Here is a 12,643-nt window from a genome sequence, read left to right as displayed (position 1 = left end):
CTAGACCGTACGTGTTTTCCTGACGACAATGAGTTGGGGTTGGTGTCATCATATTTAGCATAGTCTAGTCCTCGCTTTCGTTTAAGATAGATTTAGTATAACATAGCTGGTTTTAAAATACAAGGGGAATGATTTAAGTTGTGACAATAGAGGGTCAAAAAATATAAAACCACACTGATACACTGTCTTGAATATTTTTTCAAGACGTGGGTACAGTGTGGTTTTGAGGTTAGTTTTTGTTTGAGTTATGTGTTGAACAGAATTGGCATTACTTCAAAAAATCTGCAGCAAGGTAAGGAATCCCCTCATGGTAGTAATAGAAGCCTTGATTGCTAGACTGTCCAATGTGGGCATTTGCGATTTTTTCCTCGAGTAATTGAAGTCGAGGTATTGGTCACAAAAATAGCTTGTTTGGGTGCAAGATCTGCAACAGATGATCAGAAGGCTTTTTTGATATCCAGGCGTTCAGCGACTGCTTCAATGACCAAGTCAACAGTCGTAAAAGCTTCTGTAATATCTGTAGTATAGGTGATAGACTGCTCTGCTTTTTCCAAAACTGCCAAGGGGATCCCTAAATCTTGATGGTGCATGTTAGCCCAAGTGTGGATTTTTCCCTTGGCTGTTTCTAAAGCCTCTTGACTGATGTCGTATAAGGTAACCTCAAAACCATAGACAGCCGCTTGGTAAGCAATTTGACTACCTAGAACACCGCCACCAGCAACGGTTACACGCTTGATAGACATAAAGGATACTCCTTATAGAAATTATTTTCATGCTTACTATTTATTTTACGATAAAACGCTTTCAAAAGCAATTAAAAAACAGACAAAAATTATTTTTTGTGCTAGACTAATAAGAACATTGAAGGAGGTTTGAGATGAACGGGTTGATGATGCAATATTTTGAGTGGCATACCCCAAACGATGGTGAGCACTGGAATCGTCTGGCAGCTGATGCCGAGCATTTGGCGGAGTTGGGAGTGACAGCGGTTTGGCTACCACCCTGCTATAAGGGTGGTGATCAAAATGACGTTGGCTATGGCGTGTATGACTTGTATGATTTGGGGGAGTTTGACCAAAAAGGAACTGTCCGGACCAAGTACGGCACGAAGGCGGAGCTTTTAGTAGCTATTGATCGGTTGCATGAATGTGGCATTCAGGTCTATGCTGATTTGGTGCTAAACCACCGAGGAGGAGCCGACGAGCTAGAGCGTTTTACAGTTGTTGAAGTTGACCCAAATAGCCGTCAAGAGGTTTTAACAGATCCTTACGATATTGAGGGTTGGACAAAGTTTACCTTCCCTGGACGTGGCGAAACTTATTCATCCTTTAAATGGCACTGGTACCATTTTTCAGGTTTGGATTTCAATAATGAAAACGGCAAGTCAGCGATTTACATGATTCAAGGTGACGGTAAGGGTTGGGCGGACAACGAGATGGTTGACGGTGAAAAGGGCAACTACGACTATCTGATGAATGCGGATATTGATTACAGCCACCCTGAGGTCATGACTGAAACTAAAAAATGGTTGTCGTGGTTCATCACCCAAACCGGTGTCGATGGGGCAAGGTTAGATGCGGCCAAGCATATTGATGCGACTGTCTTAGAGGAGTTAATAGATTATGTTCGGCAGGAACATGGTGATGATTTCTTTTTTGTGGCGGAGTATTGGCATCATGACTACGGGCAACTAGACGAATTTTTTGGATTGACCTTTGGAAAAGTGGATAGTTTTGATGTACCCTTGCACCAACACCTTAGACAAGCCAGCCTAGAAGGTAGAAATTACGATTTACGTCAGATATTTGACGGCACAGTTGTCGCCCAGAACCCGACAAGGGCGGTCACTTTTGTGGATAATCATGATTCGCAACCTGGGGAGGCCTTAGAATCATTCGTTGACGCCTGGTTTAAGCCGCATGCTTATGCCTTGATTTTACTGAGGGAAGCAGGTTTTCCTTGCTTATTTTACGGTGATTACTATGGCATAGACGGGCAAGAAGGGCACAAAGAAGTATTGGATAAATTACTCCATCTTCGTAAGGAACATGCCTATGGTGCTCAAGATGATTATGCTGATGACCCGACTTGCTTGGCTTGGGTTAGACGAGGAACAACAGAACACCCAGGTGCTTGCGCAGTTTTGGTGAACGCAGCAGACCAAGCACAGAAACGTCTTTTTGTCGGGGAAAATAGAGCAGGTGAAGTATGGTATGATGCCATGGGGCATCACGAAGAAACAGTTACCATCGCCCCTGATGGCTTTGGTGAGTTTACAGTACCGGCGGGTCAGGTATCCGTCTGGATCAATCAAGATAAAGGAGAATAGTATGGAACGAGCGATTTTTGCAGGTGGTTGCTTTTGGTGCATGGTCAAGCCCTTTGAACTGACGGATGGGGTTCTCTCCGTCCTGTCAGGTTACACGGGTGGTCATGTTGAAAACCCGACCTATGAGCAGGTCTGCAGCAAAACGACAGGGCACACCGAGGCGGTTGAGATTATCTTTGACCCTGAGAAGATTTCTTACAGCGACTTGGTTGAACTTTACTGGCGCCAGACGGATCCGACTGATGCTTTTGGCCAGTTTCAGGATCGAGGGGATAGCTACCGTCCTGTGATTTTTTATACGACCGATGCCCAGCGGGAAATAGCAGAGCAGTCCAAGCAGGCGTTAGCTGATTCTGGACGCTTTGATCGTCCTATCGTGACCACGATTGAGCCAGCCCAGACCTTCTACCCAGCGGAGGGCTATCACCAGGCCTTTTACAAAACAAATCCTGTTCGTTACAAGATGAGCAGTGGGGTACGTGAGGCCTTTATTGCGAGGAATTGGCAGTGAGAACATCCTTCTACCATTGGTTGATGACGCAACGCCATCCGAAATCAACTGCCCCAGTAGCGATACTGGCTGATTTGGCTTTCTCAGAGAGTGATTTTCCTAAGCACACTGATGATTTTGACACCATCAGTCGTTTCTTGGAACAGGAAGCTAGTTTTAGCTTTTCACTCAGTGATTTTGACCAAATTTGGGAAGACTACCTCGCCCACTAGGATAGGGTCGACCAGTTAATTTTGATGTCGTTTCTATGTTGACAACTGAGTTGTTTTAATGATACAATAGTCCAATTTTTTTAAGAAAGGGCATTTTTTATGAAACACTTAAAAAGACGTGAGCTAACGATTATCATTAGCCTAGCTCTGCTATTTGCCATTTGGAACCCCTTGGGCTTTTCGTTCAATCAGACCGTGTTAGTGTCAAGTCTTATCATCACGGTTGCCTCATGGGCGACCGATGCGGTGCACAAGAGCCTAGCTTGTCTCTTTTTACTAGCGAGCTTTATCATTTTTGGACAGATGCCTCCTATCGAGATATTTGGCTTTCTCTGGGGAGATATGAACCTGCTGATCATGAGCACGACCTTGCTCAGTATGGGCATGATGAAGACAGGTCTGATTCAGGCCTATGTGGAAAAGTGGCTGGCGACATCAGCTAACAATACTAATCTCTTGCTGTTAGTGCCCTACGCTTTGGGTTTGGTCTTGATTATCCTGATTCCTCAGGCCTTTGTGCGTGTGATTATCTTAGGGACTATTTTGGACGGTCTCTTGCAGGCCAGAACAACAGAGGAAATGGCTGCCAAGCGAGTGTTGATGATGAACGGTTTTATCGGTGTATCGATTGCCTACATGCTGGTGCGGCAGGGTGATATCTTGCTCAATTTGTCAGCTATCAGTTTCGGTGGCCAAGACGTTGCAGCGACCTTGACCAGCTGGAACTGGTTCAAACTCATGAGCTTGCCAGTTGTGGTTACCGCTGCTGTGACCATCTTAGTGACCAAAACTCTCTTCAAAAAAGAGTTATCAGCTTTTAGCTCTGCCATGCTCCTAAAACCAGATAAGTCTCATCAGAGTTTATCTGCCAACCAACAGCGTCTCAGCCTGCTAGTCATCGCAGGGGTTGTGCTTTCTTGGACAATAGTTGGATGGCACCAGCTGCCAGCCTGGTTGCCGGTCGTGGTTGGTGTGGTCATCTTTTTTGCGACAGGCATTTTGACCAAGGATGATTTGTCTGCCATCAACCCGCACTTTATCCTTTTTTTAACGACTATTTTCTCGATTGGCAAGGTGCTGGGACAGGCTGGCATTACCGGGCTGGTCTTTGAACAGATGAAGGTTCTGATTCCCAGTGGGCAGTCACCCATCTACCTCTTGGTGATTATCGTGATTATCATGCTGTTTCATGTCTTGATTGGGTCATCGGTCGCTACCATGTCGGTTGTTCTGCCGATTGTCGCGCCTCTGATGGCGGCCGCAGGTTATCAAGCGCACTTAGTGACCTTGATGACTTATACCCTTGTCAACATTCATTTTCTCTTGCCCTTCCATCATGCGATTATCCTCTTGGGGATTGGCAAGGGCTATTACCCTGACCACTACATGCTCCGCTACGGGATTGTCATGACGGTCTTGACACCGCTCTTGCTCCTTGGCATTTACTGGACTTGGTGGAGGTTATTCTGATGAGAGAGATTAAACGCGGGCAGGCTCCTGCCCTTTGTGGCATTATCAATGTGACCCCTGATTCTTTTTCTGATGGGGGAAAATACCTGGCGGTAGACGCAGCGGTCCAGCAGGCCAAAGAGCTGATTGCAGCGGGGGCCACGATGCTTGACATCGGTGGTGAATCGACCAGACCAGGATCAACCTATGTTTCCGTGGCTTATGAGATTGCTCGTGTTGTCCCCGTTATCCTAGCCATTCGAGCCATCAGTGATATCCTCATCTCCATTGACACGTGGAAAGCAGACGTCGCGGCGGCTGCTCTGCAAGCAGGGGCAGATGTGGTCAATGACATCACAGGCTTTCTGGGAGATCCCAAGATGGCTCAGGTGGTCGCCCAGCATGGCAAACAGGCCATTCTGATGTTTAATCCAGTCATCGCTCGTCCCCAAAATCCGAGCAGCCAAATTTTTCCGACCTTTGGGACAGGCTGGGCCTTTACCGCAGAGGAGTTGGAAGAGTTTGCGGAGCTACCGATCCTTGACCTGATGCAGGCTTACTTGTCTCGCTCGATAGCAATAGCAGAGCAGGCAGGGATTTCAGCTGATCGCTTGGTCTTAGATCCAGGAATTGGCTTTGGATTGACGCAACGGGAAAATTTGTTGTTATTACAACACCTATCTGTGCTTCATGATAGGGGTTATCCCATCTTTCTCGGAGTATCTCGTAAACGGTTCATCATGAGCTTGCTAGAGGAGGCTGGGTTAGAGACTGATGTCGCTAGCCCAGCAGGCTTTGCCAATCGTGATCTGGGTTCCTGTTACCTAACTGCTATCGCTGCCAGTCAGGGGGTTGAAGTCCTGCGTGTCCATGATGCGGCGGCTCACCGTTTGGGTCTACTGATGGGCTCTGCCATTGCCCAAGCCCAACAACAAACGGATAAGCATTTATCAGCTTACAAGAAATAAGGAACAGCCCCCTGAGGGCTGTTTTTAGCTTGAAAGTGCTTTGAAAAAAGGGTAAAATAAAAAGATAAAAAGAAGGGGGTTGCCATGGATTTAGGCAAGATTGAAGCAGCAGTAGAACAGATTATTGAAGCGATTGGAGAGGACAAGCAACGGGAAGGCTTGCAAGAGACCCCAGCCCGTGTGGCGCGGATGTATACGGAGGTGTTTTCAGGTTTGGGACAGACAGCCGAGGAGCACTTGACTAAGTCTTTTGAAATTGTTGACGATCACATGGTCATCGAGAAGGACATCACCTTCACCTCCATGTGTGAGCACCATTTTCTTCCTTTTTATGGTAAGGCTCATATCGCTTATATTCCTAACGGCCGTGTCGCAGGGCTGTCCAAACTAGCACGGTCGGTTGATGTTTACGCCAAGAAACCGCAGATTCAAGAGCGTCTGACCATGGAAATCGCTGATGCCCTCATGACCTACCTTGATGCCAAAGGAGCTCTGGTCGTTATCGAGGCAGAGCACCTGTGCATGACCATGCGAGGGGTTAAAAAACCAGGAACGCTTACAGTAACCAGTGTTGCTCGGGGGCTTTTTGACACCGATAAGGACTTGAAAAACGAGGCCTACCGCCTCATGGGGGTCTAGGATGGACAGGCTAGAGATTTTAGGATTGGAGATTTTTGCAAACCATGGGGTGTTCCCAGCGGAGAAAGCATTAGGGCAGAAGTTCATCATTGACTTGACACTGACTTATGATATGACTAAGGCAGCAAGGACAGGCGATTTAACGGCTTCAATTCATTACGGTGAGCTCAGCCAGCAGCTGACGGACTGGTTGCAGGAGACCAGCCATGACCTGATTGAGACGGCGGCTTATCGGCTAGTGGAGCAGATTTTTGAGCATTACCCGATTAGTCAGTCAGTCACCCTTACCCTCAAAAAGCCTTGGGCACCTGTGCATTTGCCCTTAGAGACTTGTTCGGTCGCGCTCACGCGTGAAAAGAGCAGAGCCTTTATCGGACTTGGCACAAACTTGGGGGACAAACAGGATCACCTGACTCAGGCCGTAGAATTGATGAGGCAGGCGGGTCTAACCATCGTTAAGCAATCTAGTGTCCTAGAAACTGAGCCTTGGGGCGGTGTGGAGCAGGATAGTTTTCTCAATCAAGTGATTGAAATTGAAACCTGGTTGACACCGGAAGCCTTGCTTGACACCTTATTGGCTATTGAAGCTCAGATGGGCAGGATACGTGAGGTCAAGTGGGGTCCTCGCGTCATTGACTTGGATATTCTATTTGTTGGTGATAAGACCCTCTACACAGACAATTTACTTGTGCCCCATCCCTATGTGGCTGAACGAGAATTTGTTTTGCAGTCGTTAGCGGAAATTGCCCCTCATTATACCCATCCAGTTCTGAACAAGACAATGCGCCAACTCTTGGCAGAATTAGTGCGCCAGTAGGATAATATGGCTGACAGTGATAGCCAAAATTTATCAGTTACTAGGTAGCAAATAGGGTCAATATGTGTTATACTAATAGTCATAATGAGTCCCGAAAAGGTAGTTTGGGGTCAGTCTTTGTACGGTTGGTCGGAGCAATTGCTTGCTCATGACGAGTATTGTTTATGAGGGACTGACCACAAGCTAGTGCTTTGTAACTCGTTTTAGGGGGGATAGGCTGTTTTTTGCTGTGTCCTCCCGTCTTGGTGCTGGTGGTTGACCTAGTCAATACGAGCATACATCATTTTAGGGGGGACATTTTATGTCAGAACGGAAATTATTCACGTCTGAGTCAGTATCGGAAGGGCATCCTGATAAGATTGCTGACCAGATTTCAGATGCGATTTTGGATGCGGTTTTAGCCCAAGATCCAGATGCCCACGTGGCAGCAGAGACGGCTGTTTACACAGGGACGGTGCATGTTTTTGGGGAAATCTCAACGACAGCCTATGTCAATATTGACAAGGTGGTACGAGATACCATCGCAGAGATTGGCTACACTAAAAATGACTATGGTTTTTCAGCTGAGTCGGTCGGGGTACACCCATCCTTGATTGAGCAGTCTCCAGATATTGCCCAAGGGGTCAATGAAGCTCAAGAGGTGCGGGATGGTGATATGGATAGCCTGAGCCTCATCGGTGCGGGAGACCAAGGGCTGATGTTCGGCTTTGCCATTGATGAAACGCCTGAACTCATGCCGCTGCCTATCTCGCTGTCCCATGCCTTGGTTCGGAAATTAGCCGAACTCCGCAAATCAGGCGCCATCAGCTACCTACGACCAGACGCCAAATCGCAGGTGACGGTGGAGTATGATGAAACCGACCGCCCAGTCCGCGTAGATACGGTGGTTATCTCGACCCAGCATGACCCAGAGGTGACCAATGCGCAAATCCGCAAAGATATGATCGAACAGGTGATTAAGGCGGTGATTCCAGCTCAGTATCTGGATGAAGAGACCAAGTTCTTTATCAATCCGACGGGTCGCTTTGTGATTGGTGGACCGCAGGGAGATTCTGGTCTGACGGGTCGAAAGATTATCGTGGATACCTATGGTGGTTTTGCTCGTCATGGTGGCGGTGCTTTTTCTGGCAAGGATGCGACCAAGGTTGACCGTTCCGCTTCCTATGCTGCCCGTTACATCGCTAAAAATATCGTCGGTGCAGGTTTGGCTAAAAAAGCAGAAGTCCAGCTGGCCTATGCCATCGGAGTTGCCCACCCTGTCTCTGTTCGCATTGATACCTTTGGTACTGGACAGGTAGCGGAGAGCCAACTAGAGGCTGCGGTTCGAGAGGTTTTTGACCTGCGACCAGCTGGCATCATCCAGATGCTGGATCTCAAATGTCCGATTTATCGTCAGACAGCGGCCTATGGCCACATGGGGCGGACAGATATTGACCTCCCGTGGGAGCGCTTGGACAAGGTGGAAGATCTGAAAAAGGCAGTGCAATAAGACAAAGATGAGAAGACTAGCCACGGCTGGTCTTTTTTGGTAAAATAAAGGGAAAGATTAAGGAGAGGCTTTGTGCAGATTACCATTCAAAATAAAATTCAGATAGATGATGATGTCGAGCTGATTCACGAAACGCATACAGGCGATTTAGTCGTCAAAGGTGACTGGCTATACTTGATTTACCATAACAGCGAGGGGGAGAAAGTTATCATCAAGCTCAACACTAATGAGTTGCTGATGACCCGTTATTCCGCTCCCTTGACGCAACTGAGGTTGGTTGCTGGCGGCATCGGTACGGCCAATCTTCCGACACCGATGGGGGTTCAGCGGTTAGTGACCAATAGCAGAGCGTTTAACTTATCGGCAAGTCAGCAAACCGTTCTTGTCAGTTATGACCTCTTGCCCTCACCAGAAGCTCAGCAGCCTTTTGCTAGTTATGAGTTACACATTTCTTGGCAAAAATAAACTGACGAAATTCTTGCTATTTTGCTGATGATTTGGTAAACTAGTAGACATATTCAAGGGAGTAGCAGCAGCTGGCAACAGCTGGGCAGGGTCGTCATTCCGAAAATTATTTTCCGGCGCTGTCTGAAACCGCGAGACTTGTTTTAGAAAAAACAGGTCTTTTTCTATTGACATGGAAAAAGACTAGAAAAGGAGAACACATGTCAAAAGAACAAAAACGTGACGCCTATTATGCCAAGCATGAAGACGTCGTGTTGGCAGAGTTGGAGGCCAGCATTGATGGTCTGACCAATGATCAGGTGAAGGCTCGTCTAGCAGACTATGGTCGCAATGAGCTCGATGAGGGAGAAAAACGCACCCTCTTGCAGAAATTTATCGACCAATTTAAGGATTTGATGATTATCATCCTCTTGGCAGCGGCGATTTTGACCGTAGTGACAGAAGGGATGCACGGCTTGGCGGATGCCATCATCATCTTAGCCGTTGTCGTTCTAAATGCTGCCTTTGGTGTTTACCAAGAAGGACAGGCAGAAGCTGCCATTGAAGCCCTAAAGAGCATGTCTTCGCCTGTTGCCCGTGTCCGTCGGAACGGTCATGTCATCGAAGTGGACTCAAAAGACTTGGTGCCTGGCGACATCGTCATGCTAGAAGCAGGGGATGTGGTGCCAGCGGATATGCGTCTCTTGGAAGCCAACTCCCTGAAAATCGAGGAAGCTGCTCTGACGGGTGAGTCAGTTCCTGTTGAGAAAGATTTGACAGTCACCTTGGCTGCGGATGCTCTGATCGGTGACCGTGTCAACATGGCCTACCAGAACTCAAACGTGACCTACGGTCGAGGCTCTGGTGTCGTGACCAACACAGGGATGTACACTGAGGTCGGTCATATCGCTGGTATGTTGGCAAACGCAGATGAGAGCGATACCCCGCTCAAGCAAAACCTCCATCAGTTGTCTAAGGTGCTGACCTATGCGGTCTTGGTGATTGCAGCTATTACTTTTGCTGTTGGTGTCTTTGTCCAAGGAACGCCAGCTCTGAAAGGGTTGACAACAGCGATTGCCCTTGCGGTTGCGGCTATTCCAGAAGGACTGCCAGCTATCGTGACCGTTGTTTTGTCACTTGGTACAAAAGTATTGGCTAAGCGGAATGCCATTATCCGTCAGTTGCCAGCGGTGGAAACGCTCGGTTCGACGGAGATAATCGCTTCGGATAAAACGGGTACTCTGACCATGAACCAGATGACCGTTGAGAAGGTGTATACAAATGGTGAATTGCTCAATGCGTCAGCGGCGTTTGATGCTAGCAACTCAACCCTTCGTGTCATGAACTTTGCCAATGACACCAAGATTGACCCATCAGGCAAGCTCATCGGTGACCCGACGGAGACAGCCTTGGTGCAGTTTGGTCTGGACAAGAACTTTGATGTGCGTGAGGTGTTAGCAGGGGAACCACGTGTGGCAGAGTTGCCATTTGACTCAACGCGTAAGCTCATGTCCACTATTCACCAACAGGCAGATGGTCGCTACTTTGTAGCGGTCAAAGGTGCGCCAGACCAGCTCCTCAAGCGGATTACCCAGATTGAGGACAGTGGTCAGGTGCGTACCCTGACAGACGCTGACCGTGAAGCCATCCTTGAGACCAATAAATCGCTGGCCAAGCAAGCACTTCGTGTCCTCATGATGGCTTACAAGTATGTGGACAGCATTCCGACACTTGAGACAGAAGTGGTTGAAAATGACCTCATTTTCGCAGGCTTGGTCGGTATGATTGACCCAGAGCGTCCAGAAGCAGCGCAAGCTGTTGCTGTGGCAAAAGAAGCGGGTATCCGTCCAATCATGATCACAGGTGACCATCAGGATACTGCGGAAGCTATTGCCAAGCGCCTCGGGATCATCGATCCGAATGACACGGAAGATCACGTCTTCACAGGAGCAGAGCTCAATGAGTTGACCGATGAAGAGTTCCAAAAAGTCTTCAAGCAATACTCTGTCTATGCCCGTGTATCGCCTGAGCACAAGGTGCGGATTGTCAAGGCTTGGCAAAATGAAGGCAAGGTTGTTGCCATGACAGGTGACGGTGTCAACGATGCACCGTCGCTCAAGACAGCTGACATCGGTATCGGGATGGGTATCACAGGTACGGAAGTTTCAAAAGGTGCTTCTGACATGGTGCTGGCGGATGACAACTTTGCCACCATCATCGTCGCAGTTGAAGAAGGTCGGAAGGTCTTCTCCAATATCCAGAAAACCATCCAGTACCTCCTGTCAGCCAATACCGCAGAAGTGCTCTGTATCTTCCTTGCAACCCTCTTTGGTTGGGACGTTCTGGAGCCAGTTCACCTGCTCTGGATTAACTTGGTAACCGATACCCTGCCAGCCATTGCCTTGGGTGTGGAGCCTGCTGAGCCAGGTGTGATGAGCCACAAGCCTCGTGGACGCAAGTCCAGCTTCTTCTCAGGTGGCGTGCTAGGAGCCATCATTTACCAAGGTATCCTGCAAACCATCTTGGTCTTGGGGGTTTACTGGTTTGCCTTGCAGTTCCCAGAGCATGCAGGTGACCATCATGCCATCCACGCAGACGCTTTGACCATGGCGTATGTGACCCTTGGTCTCATCCAGCTCTTCCACGCCTTCAACGTCAAGTCTGTTTACCAGTCTATCTTTACAGTCGGTCCATTTAAGAACAAGCTCTTCAACTGGTCGATTGTAGTGGCCTTCCTCATGTTGATGGCAACGATTGTGGTGCCAGGTTTTAACACCTTCTTCCACGTGACGGTGCTGACACCGACCCAATGGCTGGTAACAGTCATCGGTGCAGGTCTCATGATTGTGGTGGTTGAGCTTGTTAAGGCTGTGCAACGTGCGACTGGACAAGATAAGAATGCGATTTAACCCTCGAACTCAGCGATTCGCTGGGTTCTTTTTTTCTTGACAGAGAAGGGGGATATGATATAATAAAATCAAAAAAAATGGGAGAGAATGATGGTTTCTGTTACGCAACGTATCAGTGCGATTAAACAACCAAGAGGTGGTTATGTTAAACCATCTCGTTTTGAGGTCACTCAGTTGCCTATTGGTGAAGAGTTAGCGCCTGCTGAAAATATCCATAGCAGCTTGGTTGGTTTGGTGGTTGATTATTTAACGCGTTTTACATTGGGTACAAAGGCTGAGGAGACGTTTCGGATTTCCCTCTATGGTGCTCAGATGATAGATGAACTTGAGCATGCTTTGGAATTGTTGGAGAGCATCATTGGTTTGGATAGTTATTCCATTACTTGCGCTTGTCAATTAGTCGGCTATGATGTGGTCTTCCGTGCTGATCGCTCTGGTTATAAGCCTGTTGAGAGCATCGTTCCGGATATGTGGACTATTGAAAATATTCGAATAATGGTCGAGCGAAGTTTAGTCTTTTTCAAGCATTATGGTCCTGTTATTAAAGACGGTTTTAACATGCTGGGAGGTTATACAGAAACCATTGATAGTGGGGATGGAGACTTTTTAACCAGTGATACCCTGTGGGATTTTAAGGTAAGTAAGGCAAAGCCAACAGCAAAGCACACCCTTCAGGTACTCGTTTATTACTTGATGGGTCTCCAATCTTATGATGATCATTTTAAGCAACTTCTTTATCTTGGAATTTACAACCCACGCTTGCATCACGTTTACCGCATGAGGATTGACAGTGTCGATGGCGAGACGATTGATACCATCTGTCGAGAGGTGATTGGCTATTCTGTCTGAACTGGGTATCTTCATCTGTCAAACAGT

Annotated in this window: 12 protein-coding genes; 11 read left to right on the top strand and 1 reads right to left on the bottom strand. The window is 47.7% G+C overall.

Annotation, left to right across the window (positions count from 1 at the left end):
- Positions 1-437 precede the first annotated feature (437 nt).
- Positions 438-743, bottom strand: a complete 306-nt coding sequence (locus ACERC5_RS02410; RefSeq protein WP_373660067.1) for a 3-hydroxyacyl-CoA dehydrogenase NAD-binding domain-containing protein — start codon at positions 741-743, stop codon at positions 438-440.
- 134 nt (positions 744-877) lie between these two features.
- Between ACERC5_RS02410 and ACERC5_RS02405 the strand changes: the two genes are divergently transcribed.
- The 11 genes from ACERC5_RS02405 (at position 878) to ACERC5_RS02355 (ending at position 12,616) form a co-directional block, all read left to right on the top strand.
- Positions 878-2,329: an alpha-amylase gene (locus ACERC5_RS02405; RefSeq protein WP_373660065.1), complete on the top strand. Its 1,452-nt coding sequence runs from the start codon at positions 878-880 to the stop codon at positions 2,327-2,329.
- A gap of 1 nt (position 2,330) precedes the next feature.
- Positions 2,331-2,840 carry a peptide-methionine (S)-S-oxide reductase MsrA gene (gene msrA, locus ACERC5_RS02400; protein WP_018369175.1) on the top strand — a complete coding sequence of 170 codons (510 nt, stop codon included), beginning with the start codon at positions 2,331-2,333 and terminating at the stop codon, positions 2,838-2,840.
- Positions 2,837-3,052 carry a YozE family protein gene (locus ACERC5_RS02395; RefSeq protein WP_018369174.1) on the top strand — a complete coding sequence of 72 codons (216 nt, stop codon included), beginning with the start codon at positions 2,837-2,839 and terminating at the stop codon, positions 3,050-3,052. The genes msrA and ACERC5_RS02395 overlap by 4 nt, the downstream gene beginning before the upstream one ends.
- Before the next feature lie 99 nt (positions 3,053-3,151).
- Positions 3,152-4,522 (top strand): SLC13 family permease, encoded by a 1,371-nt coding sequence (locus ACERC5_RS02390; protein ID WP_373658219.1) that lies wholly within the window; start codon positions 3,152-3,154, stop codon positions 4,520-4,522.
- A complete protein-coding gene (gene folP, locus ACERC5_RS02385; RefSeq protein ID WP_373660064.1) occupies positions 4,522-5,469 on the top strand; it encodes a dihydropteroate synthase in 948 nt (315 codons plus the stop codon). Before ACERC5_RS02390 ends, folP begins: the two co-directional genes overlap by 1 nt.
- A gap of 84 nt (positions 5,470-5,553) precedes the next feature.
- Positions 5,554-6,108, top strand: a complete 555-nt coding sequence (gene folE, locus ACERC5_RS02380; RefSeq protein WP_373658221.1) for a GTP cyclohydrolase I FolE — start codon at positions 5,554-5,556, stop codon at positions 6,106-6,108.
- Between the two features lies 1 nt (position 6,109).
- Positions 6,110-6,925, top strand: coding sequence for a 2-amino-4-hydroxy-6-hydroxymethyldihydropteridine diphosphokinase (gene folK, locus ACERC5_RS02375; RefSeq protein WP_373658222.1), 816 nt, complete (start codon positions 6,110-6,112; stop codon positions 6,923-6,925).
- 301 nt (positions 6,926-7,226) lie between these two features.
- The gene (gene metK / locus ACERC5_RS02370; protein WP_373660063.1) at positions 7,227-8,414 is read left to right on the top strand and encodes a methionine adenosyltransferase; all 1,188 of its coding nucleotides are present in this window, start codon (positions 7,227-7,229) and stop codon (positions 8,412-8,414) included.
- A 72-nt stretch (positions 8,415-8,486) separates the two neighbouring features.
- On the top strand, positions 8,487-8,879 hold the full coding sequence (locus tag ACERC5_RS02365) for a DUF1934 domain-containing protein (protein WP_373658224.1): 393 nt from the start codon (positions 8,487-8,489) through the stop codon (positions 8,877-8,879).
- A gap of 200 nt (positions 8,880-9,079) precedes the next feature.
- Positions 9,080-11,767 carry a cation-translocating P-type ATPase gene (locus tag ACERC5_RS02360; RefSeq protein ID WP_373660062.1) on the top strand — a complete coding sequence of 896 codons (2,688 nt, stop codon included), beginning with the start codon at positions 9,080-9,082 and terminating at the stop codon, positions 11,765-11,767.
- A 90-nt stretch (positions 11,768-11,857) separates the two neighbouring features.
- On the top strand, positions 11,858-12,616 hold the full coding sequence (locus ACERC5_RS02355) for a hypothetical protein (protein ID WP_373660061.1): 759 nt from the start codon (positions 11,858-11,860) through the stop codon (positions 12,614-12,616).
- The last annotated feature ends 27 nt before the right edge of the window (positions 12,617-12,643 follow it).

The sequence above is a fragment of the Streptococcus sp. E24BD genome, from assembly GCF_041807825.1.
Classification (GTDB): domain Bacteria; phylum Bacillota; class Bacilli; order Lactobacillales; family Streptococcaceae; genus Streptococcus; species Streptococcus entericus.
This window is presented reverse-complemented; position numbering and strand designations above follow the sequence as displayed.

Excerpts from the sequence above, each read along its gene's own strand:
- ACERC5_RS02405 (WP_373660065.1), top strand. The coding sequence starts at position 878 with ATGAACGGGTTGATGATGCAATATTTTGAGTGGCATACCCCAAACGAT.
- folP (WP_373660064.1), top strand. The coding sequence starts at position 4,522 with ATGAGAGAGATTAAACGCGGGCAGGCTCCTGCCCTTTGTGGCATTATC.
- msrA (WP_018369175.1), top strand. The coding sequence starts at position 2,331 with ATGGAACGAGCGATTTTTGCAGGTGGTTGCTTTTGGTGCATGGTCAAG.
- ACERC5_RS02355 (WP_373660061.1), top strand. The coding sequence starts at position 11,858 with ATGGTTTCTGTTACGCAACGTATCAGTGCGATTAAACAACCAAGAGGT.
- folE (WP_373658221.1), top strand. The coding sequence starts at position 5,554 with ATGGATTTAGGCAAGATTGAAGCAGCAGTAGAACAGATTATTGAAGCG.
- ACERC5_RS02360 (WP_373660062.1), top strand. The coding sequence starts at position 9,080 with ATGTCAAAAGAACAAAAACGTGACGCCTATTATGCCAAGCATGAAGAC.
- ACERC5_RS02390 (WP_373658219.1), top strand. The coding sequence starts at position 3,152 with ATGAAACACTTAAAAAGACGTGAGCTAACGATTATCATTAGCCTAGCT.
- ACERC5_RS02410 (WP_373660067.1), bottom strand. The coding sequence starts at position 743 with ATGTCTATCAAGCGTGTAACCGTTGCTGGTGGCGGTGTTCTAGGTAGT.
- folK (WP_373658222.1), top strand. The coding sequence starts at position 6,110 with ATGGACAGGCTAGAGATTTTAGGATTGGAGATTTTTGCAAACCATGGG.
- metK (WP_373660063.1), top strand. The coding sequence starts at position 7,227 with ATGTCAGAACGGAAATTATTCACGTCTGAGTCAGTATCGGAAGGGCAT.